This is a genomic window from Streptomyces johnsoniae, assembly GCF_031845565.1.
In the GTDB taxonomy this organism is placed as follows: Bacteria; Actinomycetota; Actinomycetes; order Streptomycetales; family Streptomycetaceae; genus Streptomyces; species Streptomyces johnsoniae.
The window spans coordinates 17,324-39,689 of sequence record NZ_JAVREV010000019.1; the positions used below are offsets into that span (position 1 = coordinate 17,324).

Consider the following 22,366-nt stretch of genomic DNA (forward strand, 5'->3'; position numbering starts at 1 on the left):
GCGTCAGCGTGCCGGTAGCCGGGCCGCGGCGACGGCGGTGAGGTCCTCGGCGGTCCCGCACAGCTCCTCCACGGGGCGCTCCCCTTCGACGCGCAGACGCACCATCTCGGCGGCCGGCTCGGTGTTCTGCCCGCCGTACTCGCGGTATTCGAGGAAGACCGTGCATTGGTCGCCTTCGTCAGCCGGATCGACGGTGGTCTTGTAGCCGCTGCGCCGGGTGTCCTCGCCGTCCTTGGGCTGGTCGCGGTAGAAGCTCACGTCCACCACGAGTTCGTCGTCGTCGCCGGACCACTCGCACTCCCAGTCGGCGACGCCGACCGTCGGCTCGTCGTCCCGCACATCGGCGGCGGCCAGCGCCTCGGCGTCGAGCAGCTCGCAGGCGTTCAACCAGGCCAGCGAGTCGTCCGGGTGTGCCGGTGAACGCCGGGGGATCGGGCCCCGGCTCAGCACCTCGGCCGCGCTCGCGGCGGCCTCCTCCGCGATCGAGCACAGCGCCGGCCGGCCGCCGGCCACCTCCTCCTCGCCCTCCAGGTTGGCGCGGATTCCGACGAGGATGCCGTCGGTGTCGCCCCCGGGCGGCAGGAGCACCAGCCCGCACTCGTCGGGTTTCGGGGGGTCCTCCACGACGTCGATACCCGCGATGCTGTCGGCGGGTCGGGCCGCCTCGGGCGGGGTGCCCCGGCGGAGATACGTCGACACGTCGATCCGGGTGTCGTCCTCGGTGTGGAGGACGATGTCGCAGACGTGGAAATTCCCGTAGTCCACGTCCGCACGGACATCGCCGAATCCGGCGAGGGCGTCGGTGTCGGTCAGGGCGCACACGTCCGCGGTGCGCGGGTCGCCGATCAGGGACCCGGCTTCGGTGTTCGCCTCATCGCCGGTGCCCTCGGGGGTGCCGGCCGCCCGCGGGTTCTCCTCGCCGCCGCCCGTGGTGGCCGCGACCAGCCAGGCGACCAGGGCCAGCGCTGTCGCCCCGGCCACCGCCGCCACCGCGTAACGCGCCGGGCCCCTGCGCCGCGGGGGCGGCGACGCGGGCAGCTCGGGGAGCGCGGGCGGCGGGGAGTGCCGCGGCACCAGCGACGTCCCAGGCGCCGGCGCCGGGGGCGTTCCCTGCTCCACGGGAACGACCGTGGTCCTGCTCCGGTTCGCCGGCAGCCCGGCCGAGGCGGACGGCAGGGCGGGGAGCGACTCCGACGGCGGCCGCGGGCCCCAGGACGAGGGCGGCCGGTCGGCCTCCGGCCCGTCGAACGCCAGCAGGTTCGTCGCGGCCTGCCCCAGCCGTGCCGTGAGCCCCGACGGCAGCCAGTACTCGTTCCCCGCACGCCTCCCCGCGAACGGCGGGAACCCGGCGAGCGGGGGCCGTTCGTCCGCGTTCTTCAGCAGGCAGTGGAGCACGAGCGTCCGCAGGTCCCCCGTCAGCCGCCCGTCCTCCGGGCCGAGGTTGGGTACTTCGTTCAGCACCCGGTGGATCACGGTGTGGGTCTGCGCCCCGTCCCACGAGAAGGGGGAGAACCCGTTCGCGGCATACGCCAGCACCGCCCCCAGGGCGAACACGTCGGCCGCGCCCGTCAGTTCGTCGCCCCTGATCTGCTCGGGCGGCATGTACCCGGGGGAGCCGAGCATGCCGCCCGTGTGCGTCACCACGCTGGCGTCGACCGAACGCGCGATGCCGAAGTCGATGACCTTCGGGCCGTCCAGCGTCACCATGACGTTCGACGGCTTCAGGTCGCGGTGGATCAGCCCGTTGCCGTGGATCGCCAGCAGCGCGCTCGCCAGACCGTACGCCAGTGCCCACACCGACTGTTCCGGCAGCGGCCCGTGCAGGGTGTCCACGACCTCCCGCAGCGTCGATCCGGCCACGTAGCCCGTGGCCACCCAGGGAACGGCCGATTCGATGTCGTGATCGAGCACCGGCGCGGTCCACGTCCCGCGGACGCGCCGCGCCGCCTCGACCTCCGCGCGGAACCGCCGCCGGAAGTGGGGTTCCCGCGCCAGCTCACTGTGGACGACCTTGACCGCGACCATCCGTCCGGTGGGCGAGCGGCCCAGGAACACCCGGCCCATGCCGCCCTCGCCCAGCCGCCCGAGCAGCCGGTAAGGGCCGATGGCCGACGGGTCCCCAGGAAATAAGGCTTCCACTGCCGTGCTCCCCCTCCCCCGACGCCCCGTTCGACGTCCTCGGTCGCGATCCACGTGACTGCGGATGCGTCGCGACCCATCATGGCGTGTCTGTCGGGGAGCGGTCGCGGGAACGGAGCGATTACCGGACGGGCGGTGCCCCAGGAGTCAGGACGGCGCTCTCCCCCGGGGCGATGTCGGGGCGCAGGATCTCGGTCGCGGTGGGCCGGAAGAGAACGATCTCTCCCGGCGCGAGCCGGGCGGTGAGGCGGGCGGCCTCGGGGCCGAGCAGGCGGCCGACGGCCTCGGCGTACTCGGCGCCCAGTGCGAGCAGAACGTCCGGGCGGTGCCAGAAGGCGGCGCCGCGCGGGACGGTGCGGGTGACGTGCAGGACGGTGCGCCAGGGCCCGGCGGCCACGGCGGAGGACGGCGCGCGGCGCTGATCGCTGACGAGCGCCTGCGGTCCGGCGTCGACGGCGAGCGGTGCGGGTGCGTGGCGCGGCCAGGCGGCCGGGTCCTCGGAGAACGCGAGCCGTTCGCCGGCGGCGTGGCGGATGCTCCGCCACTGTCCCGGCTCCCGGGTCGCGGCGGTGACCACGACGCCGGTGGCCAGGAGACGCAGCGCGATCAGGCGGCCGAAAAGCGATTCGCCGAGGACCGCTATGCCGGTGCCCTCCGGCCGGGGGCAGGGCAGCGCCACGGGCCGGCCGTCACGGTCGGTGCCCAGGTGGATGCCGGCGCGGGCGGGGGTGAGTGTGAACGGCGTCCCGGTGTCGTCCTGCCAGGCCGCGTCGGGGAGGGTGGACAGATCGGGTATCGGTGGGTCGGACGCGGCGGCGGGCCCGGTGGGGACCGGACCGGTGGGGACCCGACCCGTGGGGCCGGGAGAGTTCGGGCGGGGTCCGGTCAGGGCGAGGGTGCGGGGCTCGGACGGGCCGCGTCCCCGGGGGACGAGGGCGAGGGTGGTGGGTTCGGGTTCGCTCATCGCTCTCGCGTACCTCCTGTGGTCGCGAAGCCGGTGGCCTCGTCGAGGGGCCGGGCGGGGTGCGCCAGCGGCAGGGTGGCGAGCAGGCCGGCTGCCTGGTCGGCCGCGGACGCGCCGGTGACGCCCGCCGCCGCCAGCCGGTCGCGCTGGGCGGTGGCGTGCTGGGCGAGAGGGCTGACCACGCGCACCGCGGCGCGGACGCGGAGTTCGGGGCGGCCGCCGCCGGGCCCGGCGGGCCGGGTAGGTGCCCCCAGGGTGAGGGTCGCCGCGGCGACCACGCGGTCGGCGGTGCAGCCGCCGAGGCCGGCCAGCAGGCGGTGCCAGTCGTGCTGCGAGGTGACGCTCGCGGTGAGTGTGGCGTGCGTGGCAGCCGCACTCGCCCAGGTGGAGGAGAGTGCGGCGCCGTTCGCCTCCACGTCGCCGAGCTGCCGCAGGAGTTGACGCGTCGCGACCGCGCCGAGCACCGTGGTCGGAGCCCCGTGGGCGGCCAGCAGGGCGCGCAGCCGGGCGGCAGCCGCCGCCACGGCGGCCTGCGCGCCGTCCTCCCCGCCGCCGCGCCGGAGGGCGGCCTCGGGTGCGTCGAACGGCTCGTAGCGCACCACCAGCCAGGAGCGCACGGCGACCGGGCAGCCGCCGGCGGGGAGTTGGCGGTAGACGACCGTGGGCCGGAAGCCGTGGTGGAAGTCCCACGACGGAACGCCGAACTGCTCCACGATCACCTGCGCCGCCGCCGGCCGGGCCGGGTCCTCCGCCAGCCACCGGGCCACGATCTCGGCGGGCAGCGCGGGCAGCGTGCCGGCGGGGAACGCGGCGACGGCCGCGTGGCCGCGCCCGTCGGACACCACGCCCAGGCCGTGCCGCCCGGGAACGTTGCGGTCGGCCACCTCCCGCACGGTCAGGGCGGGCAGCAGCGTCTGGGCGACGCCCAGGCCCTCGGCACGCTCCCCCGGCGGCGGGGTGACGGCCAGCCGTCCCCGGCGCAGCCGGGCCAGCAGCCGCCGGTCCGCCCACTCCCCGCGGATGCGCACCAGGGGGAGCACCGCGAGCAGCACCCCCGCGCCGGCGAGGACGTGGCCCCAGGTGCCCCGCAGGGCCAGGCCCGCGGCCACGCCGCCGAGCCCCACTTCCACGGCCACGAACCGGGCGCGGCCGAACCGGGCTCGGCCCGACCGAGCACGTCCGGGCCGGGCACGGCCCAACCGGGCTCGGCCCAACCGGGCACGTCGAGGTCGCATGGTCCCTCTCCTCCTGTTCATTCGCCGGCCCCCGCCCGCTCCCGGGCCGCCGCCTCCGGGGACAGAACGGGACCGGCCGGCAGCAGGTCCACGAAGGCGGTGGGCATCGTCGGCGCCGCGGCCGGGTCGTATCCCAGGCGTTCGACGGCGTCCTGGGAGGACAGGGGGTAGGCCGTGCCGCCGTCGGTGACCAGGGTGTAGGTGCCGCCGGTGCCCGCGGAGGTGACGGCGCGGACCACGGTGCCCGAGCCGACCGGCACGTAGATCCGGTCCAACAGGCCCAGCCTGCCGCCCTCGTGGGCCTCCACCGGCACGGTGTCCTCGGGGGCGGGCATGGTCCGCGGCAGGTGGATCGCCGCCTGCCAGGGCGTGTCGCCCGGCTGGCTGCCGGGCGGTGTGCTGACGCAGACGGGCTGGTTGCGTTCCGGCACCTCGGCCTCGGGCACCTCCTCGGGCCACGCCGGGTTGCCGGGGTCGCCCTCGGAACGTGGCGCGTGGGCGGCGTCGGAGAAGCTGATCCCGTGGTCCGTGCCGGCCTGGCCGGACAGCAGGGTGTGGACCAGCTCGGAGATCGGGGTCAGCCCGTCCGCGCCGACCAGGTAGTGCTGGCGGGCGGCGCCGTCGTCGGTGTGGGCGATGTCGCCGACGACGGCGGCGAAGGGCAGCTCGGCCGCCGGCTCCTCCCCGGCCCCGGGCTCCGGCTCCGGAATGGTGATCGCGGGGCCCTCGGGGACGGTGGCGACGATCTCGCCCGGCAGCCGCACGGGCTGCCGGCGAAGGCCGAGCAGGTCCCGGACGGCCGGTTCGGCGACGGCGTGCCGCCGCCCCGCGGTCAGCAGCCACAGGCTGCCGTCGTCCGCCTCCACGAACAGCGTCGCCCCGCCGCCTCCGGCGTTGCCCGTGGGCACGCCCGGCACGGAGACGTACAGGCCGGTCCGCACCGGATCGCCGCCGGTCTCCGAGGGGGTCGCGCACAGCGTCCACTCCTCGTCCAGCAGGTCGTCCGCCTCCGGCAGCGCGTCGGGGGCCCCGGGGATGCCGACCGGCAGGCCGCGCGGGGCCTCGTTCAGGGTGTCCTGCCGCACCTCGGTGAGCCGGCCGCCGCCGGCCAGCAGGGCGGAGGCGAGGTTGAGCGCGGGGTGTGCCACGCCGTCGGCGACCACGTAGGAGTCGCCGCTGGCGCCGACCACGACCGCGCCGCTGGCCGGCAGCGCCGGGCCGCGGCCGCCGCCGAGCCAACCGGCGATGCCGAACCCGGCCATGACGAGGACGCCGACCGCCACACCGGCGGCCAGCCCCCGGTTCAGGCGGCGCCGGGGGTCGAGGCGGGCCTCGTCCGCCCCTCTGAGGAGGCTGGTGCTCTGGCGGCGGTTGGCGTACGCGTACGCCTCCGACTGCTCGCGTGTCGTGGCCATGGCTATGTCCGATTCCGGGTCGGGTTCGCGGTCAGCTGGCTGGGATGGTTCCGGGTCCGGTGGCCGTCGGCCCCGCCGTCGCCGTTGAGCCAGGCGACGGTGGCGGCGGGCGGGCCCTGGGCGTTCACCGGCGCCGGCTCCTGCGGTGCGCGCTGTTCCGGCGCGGTGCCGGCCCGCCAGCCGCGCCGGGCGGCCCGGCGCACTCCGGGCACGGCCAGCAGCACCAGGAGAACGCCCAGCAGCAGCGCGCCGCTCACGGCCAGTCCGGTGGCGGCGGAGGAGCTGAGCGGCGGCTCGCCCCGCGGCAGGTCCTGCGGCGGGATGCGGCCGGCGGATGCCGCGCCGTCGCCCCCGTCGCCCGTACCGTCCCCGTCGCCCGCGTTTCCGGTCGTTCCGGGGAGGTGGGTCAACGCGCCGAAGGGGTCGACGAGCCCGGCGCCGGTGCGTTCGTCGGGCCCGCCGCCCAGCGGGGTGGCGGAGCCGGTCAGCCGCTCGGCCACCTCTTCTGCCGTCAGCGCGGGGAAACGGGAGCGGACCAGCGCGGCGGTGCCGGACACCTGCGCGGCGGCCATGCTGGTCCCGGCCTCCACCCGGTAGCCCTCGCCGCCGGGGGACACCACCACGAGGTCCTCGCCGATCGCGGCCAGATCCACCCAGGAGCCGGCGTTGGAGGAGTCCAGCGGCGTGCCGTCGGCGCCCACCGCGCCGACGGCCAGTACCCCGTCGTAGGCGGCCGGGTACATGGGGACCTCGCCGCCGCCTGCGTTGCCCTCGTTGCCCATGGCCGCGACGACCACGACGTCCTGGTCGAGGGCTCGCCCGACGGCGTCCCGGATCGGCTCGTGGTCGACGGGGACGGCGAACGACAGGTTGATGACGCCGACTTCCGCGGCCACGGCGTCGTCGATGGCCGCGGCGAGCGTTCCGGCGGTGGCCCGGTCCACGCCGTCGGCGATGCGGACGGGATAGACCCGGGCGTCGGGAGCCACCCCGGCCATGCGGTCGCCGGCGGTGCGCCGGGCGGCGATGAGCCCGGCCACGGCGGTGCCGTGGCCCTCGCAGTCCCGCTGCCGCTCGGGCCGGGACGCCTCGAACTCGCGCTCGTCGAGCACGGTGGTGAACTCCCGGCCCCTGGCCACCTGGCCGTCGAGGTCGGGGTGGGTGGCGTCCACGCCGGAGTCGACGACGCCGACGGTGACGCCCGCGCCGGTGGACAGGTCCCAGCTCTGGTGCAGCCCGAGCTGGCCGATGAGGGGGTGCGGGTCGGCGCCGCCGGGCATCTCCTCGCCGGTCACCGTCGTGCGGCAGGGCTGCGAGGCGGCGGCGGGGGTGGCGGCACCGGGCAGCACGGCGGCGGACACGGCGGTGGCCAGCAGCACGAGCACGGTGGCGGGCAGACGCGTCGGACGGGTCATGGCTCTCACGCCCTCAGGTTCAACAGGGCGCCGTAAACCTCCCACACCGCAAGGGCGAGGGGAACCACGGCCACCAGCAGGGTCGTCTCCAGCACGTCCAGCGTCCGCGCCAGCCTGGGGTTCGGGCGGCGGCGGCCGGCCGCAATACCCACGCCGCCGGCGACCAGGGCGGCGGTCAGCGCCACCGGGACCAGCACGCCCAGCAGTGGCGCCGTCTGCGCCGCCCGGTCGGCCACCGTGAACACCGCCGCCCCGGCGGCCCCGGCGAAGGCCGTCACCAGCGCCGTGGCGACCTGCCCCCGTTCCCGGAACAGCCGGGCGCGCAGCAGGATCAGCGCGGTCAGCGTGCCGGCCAGCACGCCGGGCCACAGTTCGGTGGCCGCGAAGAGCCACAGCAGCGCCCCGCCCGCCACGAGGTGGCTGCCGACGACCATGCCGCCCAGCACCCGGCGGGCGGCGGCGACCCGGGCGGCCAGCCGCTCGTGGGCGAGCTGGCTGGGGAGGCGTTCCAGTTCGTCGGCGGTGGCGGCCAGTTGGGGGGCGGGAACGCGGGCGACGCGCAACGCCAGGGTGGGCCACAGCGTGGTGAGTGCCAGCGCGAGCGGGCCGGTGACCGAGGCGGCCTCCGCCGGGGTGACGTCGCGCCAGATGGTGCAGATCGCGGCCCCCACGGCCCCGAGCGGTCCCGCGACGACCAGCGCGGCGAACGTTCCGTCCCCACCGCCCACCAGGACGGGGCCCAGCACGCCGAGCACGGCCACCACCGCGCAGGCCAGCAGCAGGTGTTCGGCGTCCAGGCCGCTCCCGTCGTGGCCGGCGCCGAGCAGCCGGACCGCGCCGACGACGGCGGGCGGCACGGCCAGCAGGCCGGCGAACGTTCCCGCGTGGACGTTGTCGAAGCCGCGCGACGCCAGCACGCCGAACGCCAGGACGAGGGCCGCCGTCGCCAGCGCCAGCCAGCCGGGGACCGCGCCCGGGGCCACGGCGAACGCGGCGCAGCCGGTCAGCACCGCGAGGGCCGTCAGCGCGGCGGCGGCGTGGCGGGTGGCGCGGACGGGCCAGGTGTCGCGGACGCCGTGCTCGCCGATGACCTCGGCGATGTCGTCGTAGAGCGGCGGGGTGGCATCGGCGTCGCCGTGGGCGAGGAAGAGCAGATCCCCCTCGGCGACGCCCTGCTCGGCGAGGGAGGTGGCGGCGTCCAGCCGGGTGCCGTCGGCGCGGCGCAGCACCCATCCGCCGTGCCGGACACCGCCGTCGGGGCCCGGGCCCTCGCCGCTTTGCTGCAGGAGCATCGGCAGCATCGACGCGAGCGGCACGGCGGCCGGGACGGCCAGGTCCGTGCGCCCGGCCGGTCCGGCGACGCCGATGCGGACGAACGCCGCCGCGGCGGGCGGCGAGGCGCCGGCCGGGGCGCGCGGCACGGCGCGGGCCGCGGGGTCGGGTGGGTGCGGGGCTGCCGGGTGGTGGGTGAGGCTGGCACTCATGGCTCATGGGTCCCTACGTGTCAGTGCCTGCGTGGTCGGTGCCCACGCGGTCAGTCGGCTGTCGCGGGTGTCTGCGGCGCGTCCTCGTGCGCGAGCTGCACGGGCACGTTGCCGAGCCTGCGGTGCAGCAGCAGGCCCCGGCCCCTGGCGCGCTGAGCGGGCTTGACGCCCCAGATGGGCATTTCGTCCTTGGGGATGCTGAGCAGCACGGCGGGGAAGTTCAGCTCCTTCATCCGGCCCAGCACCGGCTCCAGCACGGCCCGGCCGGCGCCGCCGGCCTGGCGGGTGACGAAGACGTTCAGCCCCATGGCCCGGGCGTGGGGCAGGAAGTCAAGCAGCGAGGCGAGCGGGTTCCCGCGGGAGGTGGCGACCAGGTCGTAGTCGTCGACGAGGAGGTAGATCTCCGGGCCGGTCCACCAGGAGCGGTTGCGCAGCTGTTCTGGCGTGATGTCGGGGCCGGGCAGCCGCTTCCTCAGTCCCTCGGCCAGCCCGCCGACGACCTCCGCCGAACGTTCCTGGGTCGTGGAGTAGCCCAGCAGATGCGGGCCGTCGAACTCCCGCAGCATCGTCATCCGGTGGTCGAGCACGACGATCTTCGCCCGCTCGGGGGTGTGCCGGGTGATGACCTGCCGGGCCACCGCGCGCAGCAGGCCCGTCTTGCCGGTCTCGCTGTCGCCGACGACGATCAGCCCCGCGTCCTCCCCGGGGGTGAGAGTGACCGGCTCCAGGCGGTTGCCCTCCAGGCCGATCGCCACGCCTGGCCTGTCCCACGCCCCGGCGGCCCGCGGGCCTCCGGCCCCCCGCGTGTGGGCCGGAGGCAGCCGGTCGGGGCGCCAGATGGTGGGCAGCAGGCGCACCTTGGGGGCGCGCGGCCCGCTCCACGCCTCGTCGACGCGCCGCACCAGGTCGCCCACGCCGTCGGCGAGGCCGTCGGCGGAACGGACGCCGTCCACGCGTGGCATCGCCACCAGGAAGTGCGACTTCTCCGCGCTGATGCCGCGCCCGGGGCGGTCGGCGGGGACGTCGCGTTGCAGCTTGCGGTCGACCTCGGAGTCGAGCGCGTCGCCGAGCTTCAGCTCGACCTTGGTGCCGATCAGGTCGCGCAGGCTCATGCGCATGTCCATCCACCGGTTGCCGGTGACGACCAGGTGGATGCCGTAGGTCAGCATCCGCCCGGCCACACCCATCAGCACCTCTTCGATCTCCGGGTAGCTCTGCCGCATCACCTGCCAGCCGTCGACGACGAGGAAGACGTCGCTCCTGAGGTCCGCGCGCTGCCCGGCGGCCGGGGAGGGCTCGTCCGGCAGCCGCCCCTCGGCGCGGGCGGCGCGGAGTCCGGCCATCGACTCCACGCCCAGCTCGCGGAAGCGGGCCTCGCGCGTCTGGAGCATTTCGAGCACCTCGGCGACGGTGCGGTTGACCAGCTCGGTGTCGGTGCGGCCGGCGACGCCGCCGACGTGCGGCAGACCGGCGAGCGGGAAGAGGGTGCCGGAGAAGTCCAGGCAGTAGAACTGCACTTCCTCCGGGGTGTGGCGCAGCGCGAGGGAGGTGATCAGCGCCCGTGCCGCCGTGGACTTGCCGCTGAGCGGGCCGCCGACGATCGCGGTGTGGCCGCCCGCGCCGGACAGTTCGAGTTCGAGCGGGTCCCGGCGCTGGTGGAAGGGCCGGTCCACGACGCCGATGCGGGCGGTCAGCGCGCCGCTCGCGGAAAGACTGCCGAAGCCGCGTCCCTCGCGCACCCCGAGGTCGCCGAGGAGGGTGTCGAGCGGCTCGGGCTTCGCCAGGGGCGGCAGCCAGACTTGGTGGGCCCGCGGCGCCTGCCCGGCCATGCGGTCGACCAGGACGCTGAGCACGGTGGTGCCCAGCTCCTCGTCCTCACCGAACTCGTCGGGCTCCGGGGCCGGTTCCGGCTCCGGCTCGGGGCGCTGCTCGTCCGGCACCGGCACGTATCCGGCGGGGAACCGGCGCACGCCGAGGGCGCCGGTGAGCGCCGGGCCGCCGCCGTCCTCGCCGGTGCGGTAGGGGCCGGAGACGTAGGCGGCCCGGAAGCGGCGCAGGGTGACGGTGTCCGTCTTCAGGTAGCCGTGCCCGGGGGCGTTGGGCAGGCGGTGGGCGTCCGGCACGCCGATGGCGGTGCGGCTCTCGGCCTCGGAGAACGTCCGCAGCCCGATCCGGTACGACAGGTGGGCTTCCAGGCCGCGCAGCCGTCCCTCGTCCAGGCGCTGGGAGGCGAGGAGGAGGTGGAGGCCCAGCGACCGCCCCAGCCGACCGATCTGCGCGAACAGGTCGGCGAAGTCGGGTTTTTGGGCCAGGAGTTCGGAGAATTCGTCGACGACGATGAACAGGCTCGGCAACGGCGGCAGGTTGGCTCCGCGCTGGCGGGCCCGCTCGTAGTCGCGGACGGATACGAGGTTTCCCGCGGCGCGGAGCACCTCCTGGCGGCGGTTGATCTCGCCGGACAGGGCCTCCTTCATGCGGTCGACCATGGTCAGGTCGTCCTCAAGGTTGGTGATGACGGCGGCGACGTGCGGAAGTTCCGCCATGCCGGCGAAGGTGGCGCCGCCCTTGAAGTCCACCAGGACGAGGTTGAGATGCTCGGTGGGGTGCGTCGCCGCCATGCCCAGGACCACGGTGCGCAGCAGCTCCGACTTGCCCGAGCCCGTCGCTCCTACCAGAAGTCCGTGCGGCCCCATGCCGTTCTGCGCCGACTCCTTGATGTCCAGCTCCAGCAGCCCGCCGTCGGCCGATACGCCAAGCGGCACGCGGAGCCGGTCCCGCATCGGGCGGTGCCGCCACAACGCCGCCAGGTCGGGGCGACCGGGGTCGGCGATTCCCAGCAGGCTCGGCAGGGTGTTCACGACCCCGGTCCTGTCCTCGGTTCCGGCGGCCGTGGCGCGCCCGTCCATGCGGTACCGTGCCAGCCGGCGCGCCAGCGCCTCCGCCTCGGCGGCCGACAGCGCGTCGGCCCGCCCGAGTTCGTCGCGCGTCTCGCCGGCCAGTACCGACAGCCCGCCGTCGTCGGTCGCCAGCCGCACGCCGTGAGCGTCGACCAGTTGCCCGCTCGCGCGCCCGTTCACCTCCAGCACGGTGACCGCCTGGAGCCCGCCCGGGTCGAGCAGCGCCTCCAGGCCGGTGACCAGGCCGCCGTCGAGCACGACGAGGAGGTGCGGCAGCTCGGGGTCCGGCTCGGCGTTGCGATTGAAGCGCGTGCGGCGGGTGAGCTCCGGGCCGAGCCACTCCTCCAGCACGCTCAGCGCCGGGTGCGCCATCCGCACCGGACCGACGTGGTCCACCTCCTGCGGGTGATGCGCGTGCGGCAGCCACTTCACCCAGGACCACTCCGGGCCGTCGATGCCGGCGGCGCAGACCACGATCCGCAGATCCTCCGGGGAGTGGAAGGTGACCGCGTGCGCGACGACGGCGCGGGCCAGTGCCCGTGCCGCGTCGCCGGTCACGGCCAGGGCGGCGAAGCGCCGCAGCGCGACCTGCAACGGCAGATCCGGCACCACGGCGTGGGTGTCGACGAAGCGCCGCAGCGCCACCGCGCTCATCGGGTCCAGGTCCTCCACGGGCGCGGTCTCGGCGGCCACCAGCGGCGTGGCGAGAAACCGCGGTCCGGCCCCGACCCGCACCACGGCGAAGTCGGCGTCCCCGCTGCGCCGTTCCCACATCCGCCGGCTCTCCGCCACCGACCACAGCGCGCCCGGCTGGGGAGCGTCCCACTCCAGCGCCTCGCGCTGGGCCCGCGCCGTCCGCCGTACCTCGCCGCGGGTGCGCTCCAGGTACCGCAGATAGTCGTGCCGGTCGTTGCGGGCGACGGTTCTGGTCTTGGCGCGGTGCCAGACGACCGACCCGACGACCATGGCGAGGCAGGAGATGAGGAACATCGCGCCGACGACGTATCCGATCGGGCCCCGGCCCATCGTGAGCATGTACATCACGGAGCCGAGTCCGCTCAGCGCGGGCAGCGCCATCATCCAGGAGTTGGCGTCCTCCGGCTGCGGCAGCTGCGGCGGGGCCTGGACGACGAGCTCCTGATCGGGGACGACGGGCTGCACCGCGCGCGGCGGGCGGCGGAAGAGGACGGTGGTGGTGGAGGCGGAAGACGCGGGGACTGTGGTCATTGCGGCACCTTCACGGCGGCGTCGTAGCCTTCATCGAACGTGTGCAGGTAACCGACCACGTTCGGATTGGCGGTAGTCATTCTTGCCAGGTACTGGTTTATGGATGTCTCATCGCCGTAGTCGAGGTATGTGCGGTAGTCGCCGGGATCTGCCCGCCCGTTCGCAACGCTGGCCTCGACGAGGGCGAGTTTTCCGGGGAGGCCGCCCCACGTCTCGCTTCTCCAGTCGCTCATCTGCTGCTGATTCTGCAGATCTTGCTCGCCGGTGCCCTTGAGGTGGTCGCCCAGCAGGTTCGCTGCCGCGGCCAGTCCTGTGCCTCCGAGATTGGCCCGGAGATCCGGGATCAGGGCGACACCCTGCCCGGCGATTTCCGTGGCCTTCGCGAGTGACGGCGCCGTGCCGGACGGCGTTTCCACGCTGCTCTGCACGTTCGCGACGGTTCCCGCGATGCCGCCGAGATTGTCGAGGGTCCCCCCGTCCAGAATCCCCTCCCCCGCCAAGGCGTCGCGCGCGGTCGCGGCCTCCCAGAGGTGCACGCCGTTGAAGAAATCCTGACGCACCCCTTGGTCGGATTTCTGCATCAGCCCGAACAGTTCAGTGCGCTCTTCCAAGGAAAGATCGAAACCGTAGTCGCGCATTGTTCCGTTGACCGGCTGGGATACGTCGAAAGGTTCCCAGGTGTCGCTCTCGTGGGCTTTTCTCGACAGCAGGTCCATGTGGGCGAACGCGGTGTCGCCGATGGCGCGTTGCAGTTCGACATTGTCCGCCGACATACCGGTCCCGAGGATGGCTTCCTTGTGCATCGGCGCGTCGGCGAGCACGTGGTACGCGGCGTCGAGATGCATGCGGCCGGACGGGCTCCCCTCGGGCACACCCGGCGGGATCATGGTGCCGCTCCGGACGAGTTCGGCGGCCCCCGTGCTGCTGTCCCAGCCCTGGGAGAGCAGGCCGCCGCGGAACCCCGGATCGACGAGGAGCTCGGCGGAGGCATCGGTGTTCAGCGCCGCCGCCTCCAGCATTCCGCTGCTCGCCGTGTTCTCGGGCGGCACACCGGCACGCCGTGGCTCCTCGTTGATCTTCTCGATGTCGACCGCGGCGTGTGCCAGAGCCTTCGAGAATTCGTCGCCGGCGGCGACGGTCGCCCGTGACATCAGGGTGCCGAAACCGTTGAATTCCTGGGAGCTGAGAGGGCCGAGCCGGTGGGCGAGGGAGTTCTCGTAGTCATAGACGAAGCTCCGGATGGACGCGGGAACCTGCTCCGCACCCATCGTTTCCGGGTCCATACCGCCGATGGCCGGGTTCATCAGCATGGTGATGCTGTTGCCGACGCTGGTCTGCACGCCGGCGGGGACGTCCGGTCGGCCCAGTTGTGCGAGCGAGTCGGCGGTGAGCGTGTTGTGGAACGCCTCCAGGTAGGCGCGGTCGCCAGGGCTCATCCGTCCCCTCTGCCCCTGGGACGGATCGGGCGGGTCCCCGTGGATGTCGCGCCCGATGGCCGCCAGATTCCGCGTGTGCATCTCGATGACGTGCCGGTCCGGGGGAGTGTCGCGCGCCAGTTCCGCATTGAGCTGCTCGGCCGAGAACTGCGCCATCTGCGGGGTGGCGAACACCCCGAGCGGGTCCCCCGCCAGGTCGTAGCCCTGCCCGCCCAGCTCGTTTCCTATGTGTGCCAATTCCCGGCGGTACGCGATGATCTCGCCGTTGATCGTGTCAAAGGTGCTTCCGGCGTCCTCCGTCGCGACTTTCAGATGCTCGGCGCGGATCGACGCGGCCCTGGAGTCCGGGAGGGCGAAGGTGTTCCCCGACATCTGCGCGTACTCCGTCTCTCCGCTGTCGTGGTGAACGATCAGCGAGCTGGGGCGGAGTTCGGGGGACAGTCCGGCGTACTGCTCGTCGTAAGCCTGGCCCAGGGCGATCAGCCACTCGTTCCACTCGGATATCGCGTTGTCCTGGTTCCGCTCGTGCCTGAAGTCCAGCTCGGGCCGCTCGATGAGCCTGCGGGCTTCCTCCTCGGCGTGGTGCGCCGCGTTCATGGCCCTGAAGATGAAATCGACCGCAGTTTCGGCTTCGGTGCGCGGCAGGGCGTTGTTCGTCTCGATGAGCCGCCCCTCGCCGTCCACTATGGACTGCCCGCCCATGCCCCCGGGCTGTTCCGACAACTGGGAGGCACGCGCGGCGAGATCCTCGGCGACCTGGGCCTCCCCGGCCGCACGGACGAAGGCGTTTCCCGTGGCGACCATGTCATCGAGATCGATCTCGGCGTCGAAGTCGGTCCGGAGTTTCCAGGGATTCTTGCCGTCTCGTACCGCTTCCTCGTGCGTGAACCGAAAATAGCCAGCGTCCACCATGGTCGAACCACTCCCTTCCTGTCCGGTGCCGGGGGCGGGGGTCTCCTACATCCCGTCGGCGACGCTCCGGTCGGCCTGAACGTGGGCGGCCGCCGCGCCGAGCGCCTGTCCCGCGGCGACGTCCACTTCCTCGCCGATGCCGGCGACCTGGTTGTCCGCGCCGGCCATGTTCCGCCGGCCCTCAGCCGCCAGGGCCGCCCCGCGGGCCTGGACGTCGCGTGTGGTGGTCAGGGCGTTGACGAAGGCGTCGGCTCCGCCCCAGCTCGCGGCGTTCACCTGCACCTGGCCGAGGCGGCGCCCGGTGTTCTCCGCCGCTTCCGCGGTCTCCGTGCTGGCCCGCGCGGCCTCGCGGAAGCCCTCGGGGATGTACCACAGGCCATCTGCGGACATCTGCGTTCTCCTTTTCCTGCTCGCGTCTGCTCGCGTCTGCTCGCGTCTGCTCGCGTCTGCTCGCGGTCCTCCGGGGGCTACTCGCCGAGCACGCCCGTGGTGGCACTTCGGCGGGGGGCCCAGACCTCGGGGTCCTCGATGAGGTCGGTGAGCCGCCCGTTCCTGGCTCCCCGCCCCCCGCGTCCCTGGCCGCCGCCCGCCGCGGCCCCGGCGGCCCCGGCCATCGCCGGCGGCGGCATGAACGGCCGTCCCCCCTGGGCCGATTCGCGCATCGCCATCTGCGTCGCCACGTGCGCGTTCCGGTCCATATTGCGCATGGCCTGACTCAGCACCTGACCGCCGGCCGGGCCGGCGTGGGCGATACTCGGCGGCAGGACACCGCCGTACAGGCCCGCCAGACCTCCCGAGCCCCCGCCCGCCACGCCGGGCGGGGCGACCAGCGCCAGCCCGGCCGGCGAGGCCAGGCCGCCCGAGCCGGTGCCCAGGCCGGAAAGCCGGGCGGCATATTCGGTGGCCTCCCCGAACGGCTTGCCGGTGACCGGGTCGATCCACCGGCCGGTCGCCGGGTCGAACTCCCGCCCGGTAGCCGGATCGACCAGGTAGCCGGTGCCCGGGTCGCGCTGCCACCCGGCGAAGTCGCCGTGCTCCGGCCCCATCACGCTGGAGTGGGGGTACTCCCCCGCCCCGACGGCACTGCCGTTGGGCGCCTGATGATCGGCGGCCGGGGCCTCCGCGGCGCCCGCCGGGCCGGCCGCCGCCCCCGCCGCCCCGGCCGCGCCCGCCCCGGCCGCGCCCGGCCCGGCCGCCCCGCCGGGAGCACCGGCTCCGGCGGACGCCGGCGCCACCGGCGCGGTGCCCGGGCCGCCGGGGCCAGTGCTCCTGGGCGCCGTCGGCGCCTCCCCGGCGATGACGTTGGCGTACTCCTGGTCCAGCGCCGTGAGCACCGCCTGCGCCCGTGCGGTGAGGGCCGTTATCGCGCCCTCCATGGCCTGCTCGGCGTGCGCGGATGTCGACAGGGACTGCCGCTGCTGCATGAGCTCATCGAACTGCGACTCCAGCACGAGGGCCTCCGCCACGGCCCGCGCCGTGTGGTCCCCCGCCTGCTGGAGCTGAGCCGAGATCTGCTGGGCCAGGGCCGCGGTGCCCGAGGTGAAGTCGGTCATCTGAACCAGCCGCTCGGAAAGTTCCCGCAGGCCGACGCCCGGCTCCGCGGCCGCCTCCTGAGCCGTGCTCGCCAGCACCGTGCTCTCCGCCACCCCGGCGTTGGCCAGGGTGAACCACGCTCCGGAGGCGGCCCGGATCTCGTACTCGTGAGCGCTCTTGATCGTCTCGATCGTTTCCCTGAACTGGGCCGAGGCCGACGCGATGCTCATGACCTCACCAGCCTCCGGCCCGCGCCGACGTCTCCGCCTGCTCGATCCTGGTGGCGGTCTGAAGCCGACTGGTGGCCGCGGCGTCGAAGTGCCCGAGGGCCGCCGCTCGTGCCTGCGCCAGGGCCCGTTCGGCCTCCTGGTCGGACTGCTCGCCGATCTGGGCCGCCGCGGCGGCGCTGCCGCGGATGTCGTCTACCGTCCGCCCGCCCTCGGACACCTGCTGGGTCACGCCGGCCGCGGCCGCGCTCAGCACCGCCGCCGCCCGGGCCCCGTTCGGCACGCGGCCGAACATGCCGGCGTTGGAGCCGATGCTGCCGGTGGCCTCCATCAACTTGGCGAGTCGGTCGCGCTCACCCACGGCGGCCTCGACGTTCCGGTGGGCGGCGATGTTCATCGTGACGGTGTCCATGGTGTCTCCCCTTATGTCTCTCGGGACCCGGTTCCCCGGTGCCGGTACCCGGTCAGGCCCGGCCGCCGGCGGCGGCCCTGACCATGGCGGCGCCGCCCTCGTTGCCGATGTTCTGCACGTTGCGCATCGCGGTGTTCTGCGAGGTGACGCTCTCGTCGTAGCCGGTGGCCTCGCGGCGGAAGATCGCGTCGCGGTATTCGAGCGTTCCGCCGATCTGGGCGTCCACCTGGCCGGTCTGCACGAGGCTCAGGAGCTGCGTGCGCACGTTGTCCCAGATCTCGGTGTACTGCTCCTGCTGGCCGACGGTCTGGGACTGGATACCGTCGAGGTTGTCGTTCCTGAACTGAATCAACCCGTTGAAGGCCATGATTTCTCCTGGCTCGTTTCCGCTTTCGGTCGCTTGGGTGCCGGTGGCCGCGTCAGATCTGGGCGGCGATGGAGTGGTCGGAGGACATGTTGGCGGGGACCACGTTGTTCAGCGCGCCATGTGCCGCGTCGTCCGTTTCCCGGCCGGTGCTGGACGTCAGGCCGAGGTCCTGGGAGAGCCCTTCCAGGGCGTTGGCCAGGGCCTGGCCGGCCCGGCCGAGGCCCTCGTAGGTCTCCACGGCGGTCGCGGTGCCGGTGCCGTTGTAGGCGGTACCGACCGTGCCGGCGTGCCCGCCGATACCCGCGGCGACCGCCTCCATGTCGGTGAACGCCTGGGCGATGATGCCCATGACGCGATCGACCTCTTCTGGCGAAAGCTTGACCTCTTCGTACATGGGTGCCTCACTTTCCGCAGGGGCTTGGGTCCCGGATTGGCTGAAGCCGCCTCGCCGACCGTGCTGCCACGAACGCCGGGGAGCGACGGAGGAAATCGAAGCAGAGGGTGCTCGGCAGGGGTCCCGAAATCCCGTGCGTGCGCGCTGTCCGCACGGGTGCGGGCCGGACGAACGGCGATCCGGGGTCTTCGGTGGCGGTCCCTCCCGGGACGAAGAGCGCCTCGCGCCAGCAAAGCCGCATGAAAGCGCCGTTGTCAGGATGGCTCCCGATGTCCCGGTGGACAGGCCCGTGGACGGGGCCACGACGTCGGGAGTGCCGGCCCCGGGAACGACGGCGGTCCGTCCGTCGGGCTCCGGGCCGGATCGCCCGGGGGCGTGTGCGGCGTCCGGCCTTCCGCGAAGCGGCCGGGACACCGCGCGTCCTTGCAAGTCCGGACCAGAAATGAGGGCGCGATGACGGTGGTGTTCGGCAGCGAGTTGCGCAAGGAGCGCATGGCGCAGGGCGTCTCTCTCGCCAGGCTCTCCAAGCTGATTCATTACAGCAAGGGGCACCTCAGCAGGATCGAGACGGGCGGCAAACGGGCTTCGCTCGACCTGGCCCGCCGATGCGACGAGGCCCTGTCCGCGGGCGGCAAGCTGCTGCTGGCCCACCGGCTGGCGGGCGCGGGCCCCGCCCCGCGGGCCGCCCGGCGTCCGTCTCAACTGCCGCCCGACACATCCCATTTCACCGGCCGCCGCAGCCAGCTGGAGCAGCTCGACCTCATCGCCGCACCGCGGCCGCACTCCCGCCGCCGGGCAATGGTGCTGCTGGTCGACGGGATGCCGGGGGTCGGCAAGACCGCACTCGCGCTGCGGTGGGCGCACCGCAATGCCGCCGCGTTCGGCGACGGCATCCTTTTCCACGACCTGCGTGCCTACGGTCCCGCCGGCCGCCCCGCGCCCACGGAGGAGCTGCTGGCCGCGAGCCTGCGCGCGCTGGGCGTCGACCGCACTGCGATTCCGGAAGGCCCGGCAGAGCGGTCCGCGCTGTTCCGCACGCTGCTGGACGGGCGGCACATGCTCGTCGTTCTGGACAATGCCGCGAGCGCCGACCAGGTCAGGGCGTTATTGCCCGGCACCCCTGGCTGCGTGGTGCTGGTGACCAGCCGCAACCGGCTGGCCGGTCTTGTCGCCCGGGACGGGGCGGTACGGCTCTCCCTGCGGCCGTTCGCCCCCGAGGAGTCCACCGAACTCCTGCGCAAGGTCGCCGGACCCGGTATGGGGAACGCGCGCCCCGAGACGGTCACCCGGCTCGCCGCGTACTGCGGCCATGTGCCGCTGGCCCTGCGCGTCCTGGCCGAACGCCTCTCGGCAGCCCCCGGCACGGGCCCGGAGGAGGTGCTCGCCGGAATGACCGACCCGCGCGGTCGGCTCGACCTCCTCAGCTGCGCGGACGACATGGCCGCCTCGGTGCGCACCGTGTTCTCCTGGTCCCACCGCGATCTGGGCACGGACCTGGCATCCGCTTTCGGGGTCATCGACGCCGCCGCCCGCGCGGGCACCACGGAACGCGCGGACTCCGCGGAGTTCTCCGTGCACGACGCGGCCCGGCTGCTGGGGATGTCGCTCGGGAACGCCATGCGCGTGGCCGATCGGCTGTACCAGGCCAACCTGCTGGAGTTGACGGCCGCGGGCACGTACCGCTGCAACGGTCTGCTCACCGTCCACGTGCGCGAACTGGCCGCCGGCCTGCGGGCACAGCGGCATCAGTAGTAGCGCAGCAGGGTCGGCTCGGCGTGCTGTGCGTAGACGTCGAGCACCGCCCGCTGACGGGACATCCGGGCCTGCTCGGCCCTGCGGATGGCCAGCAGGGTTTGCAGGGCCGCGTCGAAATCGTCGTTGATCACGTGGTAGTCGTGCTGGTCGACGAAAGCGAAGTCCTTGGCCGCCATGTGGTGGCGCAGTACCAGTTCCTCCGGGCTCTCGCTGCCGCGGCCCTTGAGGCGGACGGCCATGGCCTCGACGCTGGGGGCCATCACGAAAACTCCGACGACCTGCTCCGGGTAGAACCGCCTGAGGTTGAGATATCCCTCCGTGCAGTAGTCGAAGACCAGATCCTGGCCTTCGGACAGCGCCTTTTCCACGGGGGCCCGCAGCGTCCCGTAGTACTCGTCGAACGACGGGTGAATCCACTGGACGAAGTCACCGTTGCCCACCATCTTGAGGAACACTTCGCGGGACACGTAATCGTAGTGCTCCTCGCCCGATCCGCGCGGCTTTCGCGTGGTGACCGAGCGCGTGGTGGCCAGCGTGGGGTCCTTTTCGACCATCGCCCGCGAGAGGGAGGTCTTTCCGGTACCGGACGGTCCGGACAGGACCAGCAGGGTGCCGACGGGCCGGATGACGAGGGAACGGCTGTCCTCGGGCCGGGCTCCAGAAATCGGTTCAGGCAGAGATTCGGGTAGAGATTCGGGCAGGGGTTCGGGCATGGCATAACACCCTTCTCGTGTTCCTCAGGGGTGGAAAGCGGGACCGGCGGTCCGGTGCGGAACGCAAACGCCAGTGTGTGCACAGCGATTGGGCGCGGCAAGGGGTTGTCCGTTTGCTTCCTTGCGGGAAACGGTCCCGTGCGGCGCCGCGGCGGCCTGCTCGGAGTTGTCCGTTCGGCCCCAGCTCCGGACAACGCCTTGAGTGCCCGAAGGTCCTGGGCAACGCTCGTGATTCCCCGACCCGGAACGATGGCCAAGCCTCAGTGGACCGCAGATGATGGGACTACCGGCAATGACTTCCGCCTCCGCCAGTGTCGCTCTGACTGGTACCGCCTCCGCACCAATGCCCGCCTCCCCCGCACCGACGCGGCCCGGCGCCGCAGCGGACTTACACGTCCTCGACCTGTCGCTGGCCGCCGCGGGGCGCGGGGAAATACGCCTGGCCGAGCATGAGATGCCGGCCTTGATGCGGCTTCGCGAGGATCACCGGGCGGCCCGGCCGCTGCGCGGTGCGCGGATCACCGGGGTGCTGCACATGACCGTCCAGACCGCCGTGCTCATCGAGACGCTGGTCGAGTTGGGCGCGCAGGTGCGCTGGGCGGGCTCCAACGTTCTGTCCACGCAGGACGCGGCGGCCGCCGCGGTGGCGGTGGGCCCCGCGGGCAGCGCGGGGGAGCCGCGCGGAGTGCCGGTCTTCGCGTGGAAGGACCAGAGTCCGCAGGAGTTCTGGCACTGCGTCGAACGCGCCCTGACCTGGCCGGACGGGCAGGGCCCGAACCTGCTGCTCGACGACGCGTGCACGGCCACCGAGCTGGTGCACCGCGGCGCCGCCTGTGAACGCTCCGCCCGCGTGCCGTCGCCGGACGGTGCCGCGGACGAGCTGGAGGAGGCGATGCTCGGGCTGGTCGCCCGCACGCTCGCGGACCTGCCCGGCAAGTGGACGACGCTGGCGGCGGGCCTCGTCGGGGTGACGGAGGAGACGACGACGGGTACCCAGCGGCTGCGTCGCCTCGACGAGTCGGGCGCCCTGCTGTTCCCCGCCATCAGCGTCAACGACTCGGTGACGAAGTCGAAGTTCGACAATATCTACGGCTGCCGGCACTCGTTGATCGACGGCATCAACCGAGCCACCGATGTGCTGATCGGCGGAAAGACCGCGGTGGTGTGCGGGTACGGGGACGTGGGCAAGGGCTGCGCGCAGGCGCTGCGCGGCCAGGGCGCGCGGGTGGTGGTCACGGAGATCGACCCGATCTGCGCGCTCCAGGCGGCCATGGACGGTTTCCAGGTCGCCACGCTCGAAGAGATGCTCCCGGTGGCGGACATCGTCGTGACGGCCACCGGCGTCGAGGGCGTCGTCACCGCGGCGCAGATGGCCCGTATGAAGCACCAGGCCATCGTCGGCAGCATGGGGCACGCCGAGGGCGAGATCGAGGTGGCGGGCCTGTCCGCCGTGCCGGGGGTGCGGCGGATCGCGGTGAAGCCCCAGGTGGACGAGTGGGTCTTCCCCGGCGGCCACTCGGTGATCGTCCTGTCGGAGGGCCGGCTCCTCAACCTCGGCAACGCCACCGGTCACCCGAGCTTCGTGATGTCCAGCTCCTTCGCCAACCAGGTGCTGGCCCAACTGGAGCTGTACACCTCGGCCGACCCGTATACGGTCGGGGTGCACGTGCTGCCCAAGTACCTCGACGAGTCGGTCGCCCGGCTGCACCTGGCCGCGCTCGGGGTCCGTCTCACCACGCTGACCGAGGCCCAGGCCCGCTCCCTGGGAGTGCCCGTGGACGGTCCGTACAAGCCGGCCGGGTACCGCTACTGACGGACGGCCCGGGGACAAGGAGCACGAA

16 protein-coding genes are annotated in these 22,366 nt (G+C 73.6%); 2 read left to right on the top strand and 14 right to left on the bottom strand.

The window, feature by feature from the left end; all coding sequences use genetic code 11:
* Positions 1-3: 3 nt before the first annotated feature.
* The 13 genes from RM779_RS27810 to RM779_RS27870 all read right to left on the bottom strand — a co-directional run bounded on the left by RM779_RS27810 (position 4) and on the right by RM779_RS27870 (position 18,057).
* Positions 4-2,139: a serine/threonine-protein kinase gene (locus tag RM779_RS27810; protein ID WP_311620527.1), complete on the bottom strand. Its 2,136-nt coding sequence runs from the start codon at positions 2,137-2,139 to the stop codon at positions 4-6.
* A gap of 121 nt (positions 2,140-2,260) precedes the next feature.
* On the bottom strand, positions 2,261-3,103 hold the full coding sequence (locus RM779_RS27815; protein ID WP_311620528.1) for a hypothetical protein: 843 nt from the start codon (positions 3,101-3,103) through the stop codon (positions 2,261-2,263).
* Positions 3,100-4,239 (bottom strand): type VII secretion protein EccE, encoded by a 1,140-nt coding sequence (locus RM779_RS27820; RefSeq protein ID WP_311620529.1) that lies wholly within the window; start codon positions 4,237-4,239, stop codon positions 3,100-3,102. Before RM779_RS27820 ends, RM779_RS27815 begins: the two co-directional genes overlap by 4 nt.
* Before the next feature lie 116 nt (positions 4,240-4,355).
* Complete coding sequence (eccB, locus tag RM779_RS27825; protein ID WP_311620530.1) at positions 4,356-5,753, bottom strand: type VII secretion protein EccB; 1,398 nt, start codon at positions 5,751-5,753, stop codon at positions 4,356-4,358.
* A 2-nt stretch (positions 5,754-5,755) separates the two neighbouring features.
* Positions 5,756-7,168, bottom strand: coding sequence for a S8 family serine peptidase (locus tag RM779_RS27830; RefSeq protein WP_311620531.1), 1,413 nt, complete (start codon positions 7,166-7,168; stop codon positions 5,756-5,758).
* A gap of 5 nt (positions 7,169-7,173) precedes the next feature.
* The gene (eccD, locus tag RM779_RS27835) at positions 7,174-8,652 is read right to left on the bottom strand and encodes a type VII secretion integral membrane protein EccD (RefSeq protein ID WP_311620532.1); all 1,479 of its coding nucleotides are present in this window, start codon (positions 8,650-8,652) and stop codon (positions 7,174-7,176) included.
* Positions 8,653-8,702: 50 nt separating this feature from the next.
* Positions 8,703-12,776, bottom strand: a complete 4,074-nt coding sequence (gene eccCa / locus RM779_RS27840) for a type VII secretion protein EccCa (protein ID WP_311620533.1) — start codon at positions 12,774-12,776, stop codon at positions 8,703-8,705.
* Positions 12,773-15,124 carry a TPR repeat region-containing protein gene (locus tag RM779_RS27845; protein ID WP_311620534.1) on the bottom strand — a complete coding sequence of 784 codons (2,352 nt, stop codon included), beginning with the start codon at positions 15,122-15,124 and terminating at the stop codon, positions 12,773-12,775. Before RM779_RS27845 ends, eccCa begins: the two co-directional genes overlap by 4 nt.
* A gap of 45 nt (positions 15,125-15,169) precedes the next feature.
* Positions 15,170-15,514: a hypothetical protein gene (locus RM779_RS27850; protein WP_311620535.1), complete on the bottom strand. Its 345-nt coding sequence runs from the start codon at positions 15,512-15,514 to the stop codon at positions 15,170-15,172.
* 77 nt (positions 15,515-15,591) lie between these two features.
* On the bottom strand, positions 15,592-16,887 hold the full coding sequence (locus tag RM779_RS27855; RefSeq protein WP_311620536.1) for a hypothetical protein: 1,296 nt from the start codon (positions 16,885-16,887) through the stop codon (positions 15,592-15,594).
* Between the two features lie 4 nt (positions 16,888-16,891).
* A complete protein-coding gene (locus tag RM779_RS27860) occupies positions 16,892-17,296 on the bottom strand; it encodes a hypothetical protein (protein WP_311620537.1) in 405 nt (134 codons plus the stop codon).
* A 52-nt stretch (positions 17,297-17,348) separates the two neighbouring features.
* Positions 17,349-17,663: a hypothetical protein gene (locus RM779_RS27865; RefSeq protein WP_077062832.1), complete on the bottom strand. Its 315-nt coding sequence runs from the start codon at positions 17,661-17,663 to the stop codon at positions 17,349-17,351.
* Between the two features lie 52 nt (positions 17,664-17,715).
* Complete coding sequence (locus RM779_RS27870; RefSeq protein ID WP_311620538.1) at positions 17,716-18,057, bottom strand: hypothetical protein; 342 nt, start codon at positions 18,055-18,057, stop codon at positions 17,716-17,718.
* 453 nt (positions 18,058-18,510) lie between these two features.
* On the opposite strand from RM779_RS27870, the gene RM779_RS27875 reads away from it, so the two are divergent.
* Positions 18,511-19,809 (top strand): helix-turn-helix domain-containing protein, encoded by a 1,299-nt coding sequence (locus RM779_RS27875; RefSeq protein ID WP_311620539.1) that lies wholly within the window; start codon positions 18,511-18,513, stop codon positions 19,807-19,809.
* Here RM779_RS27875 and RM779_RS27880 read toward each other — a convergent pair.
* Complete coding sequence (locus RM779_RS27880) at positions 19,803-20,525, bottom strand: hypothetical protein (protein WP_311620540.1); 723 nt, start codon at positions 20,523-20,525, stop codon at positions 19,803-19,805. The genes RM779_RS27875 and RM779_RS27880 overlap by 7 nt on opposite strands.
* 343 nt (positions 20,526-20,868) lie before the next feature.
* On the opposite strand from RM779_RS27880, the gene ahcY reads away from it, so the two are divergent.
* On the top strand, positions 20,869-22,338 hold the full coding sequence (gene ahcY / locus RM779_RS27885; protein WP_311620541.1) for an adenosylhomocysteinase: 1,470 nt from the start codon (positions 20,869-20,871) through the stop codon (positions 22,336-22,338).
* The last annotated feature ends 28 nt before the right edge of the window (positions 22,339-22,366 follow it).

What these genes read in the sequence shown, in the direction of transcription:
- RM779_RS27815 (WP_311620528.1), bottom strand. Translation starts at nt 3,103, where the DNA reads ATGAGCGAACCCGAACCCACCACCCTCGCCCTCGTCCCCCGGGGACGC.
- eccB (WP_311620530.1), bottom strand. Translation starts at nt 5,753, where the DNA reads ATGGCCACGACACGCGAGCAGTCGGAGGCGTACGCGTACGCCAACCGC.
- RM779_RS27830 (WP_311620531.1), bottom strand. Translation starts at nt 7,168, where the DNA reads ATGACCCGTCCGACGCGTCTGCCCGCCACCGTGCTCGTGCTGCTGGCC.
- eccD (WP_311620532.1), bottom strand. Translation starts at nt 8,652, where the DNA reads ATGAGTGCCAGCCTCACCCACCACCCGGCAGCCCCGCACCCACCCGAC.
- eccCa (WP_311620533.1), bottom strand. Translation starts at nt 12,776, where the DNA reads ATGACCACAGTCCCCGCGTCTTCCGCCTCCACCACCACCGTCCTCTTC.
- RM779_RS27845 (WP_311620534.1), bottom strand. Translation starts at nt 15,124, where the DNA reads ATGGTGGACGCTGGCTATTTTCGGTTCACGCACGAGGAAGCGGTACGA.
- RM779_RS27850 (WP_311620535.1), bottom strand. Translation starts at nt 15,514, where the DNA reads ATGTCCGCAGATGGCCTGTGGTACATCCCCGAGGGCTTCCGCGAGGCC.
- RM779_RS27855 (WP_311620536.1), bottom strand. Translation starts at nt 16,887, where the DNA reads ATGAGCATCGCGTCGGCCTCGGCCCAGTTCAGGGAAACGATCGAGACG.
- RM779_RS27860 (WP_311620537.1), bottom strand. Translation starts at nt 17,296, where the DNA reads ATGGACACCGTCACGATGAACATCGCCGCCCACCGGAACGTCGAGGCC.
- RM779_RS27865 (WP_077062832.1), bottom strand. Translation starts at nt 17,663, where the DNA reads ATGGCCTTCAACGGGTTGATTCAGTTCAGGAACGACAACCTCGACGGT.
- RM779_RS27870 (WP_311620538.1), bottom strand. Translation starts at nt 18,057, where the DNA reads ATGTACGAAGAGGTCAAGCTTTCGCCAGAAGAGGTCGATCGCGTCATG.
- RM779_RS27875 (WP_311620539.1), top strand. Translation starts at nt 18,511, where the DNA reads ATGACGGTGGTGTTCGGCAGCGAGTTGCGCAAGGAGCGCATGGCGCAG.
- RM779_RS27880 (WP_311620540.1), bottom strand. Translation starts at nt 20,525, where the DNA reads ATGCCCGAACCCCTGCCCGAATCTCTACCCGAATCTCTGCCTGAACCG.
- ahcY (WP_311620541.1), top strand. Translation starts at nt 20,869, where the DNA reads ATGCCCGCCTCCCCCGCACCGACGCGGCCCGGCGCCGCAGCGGACTTA.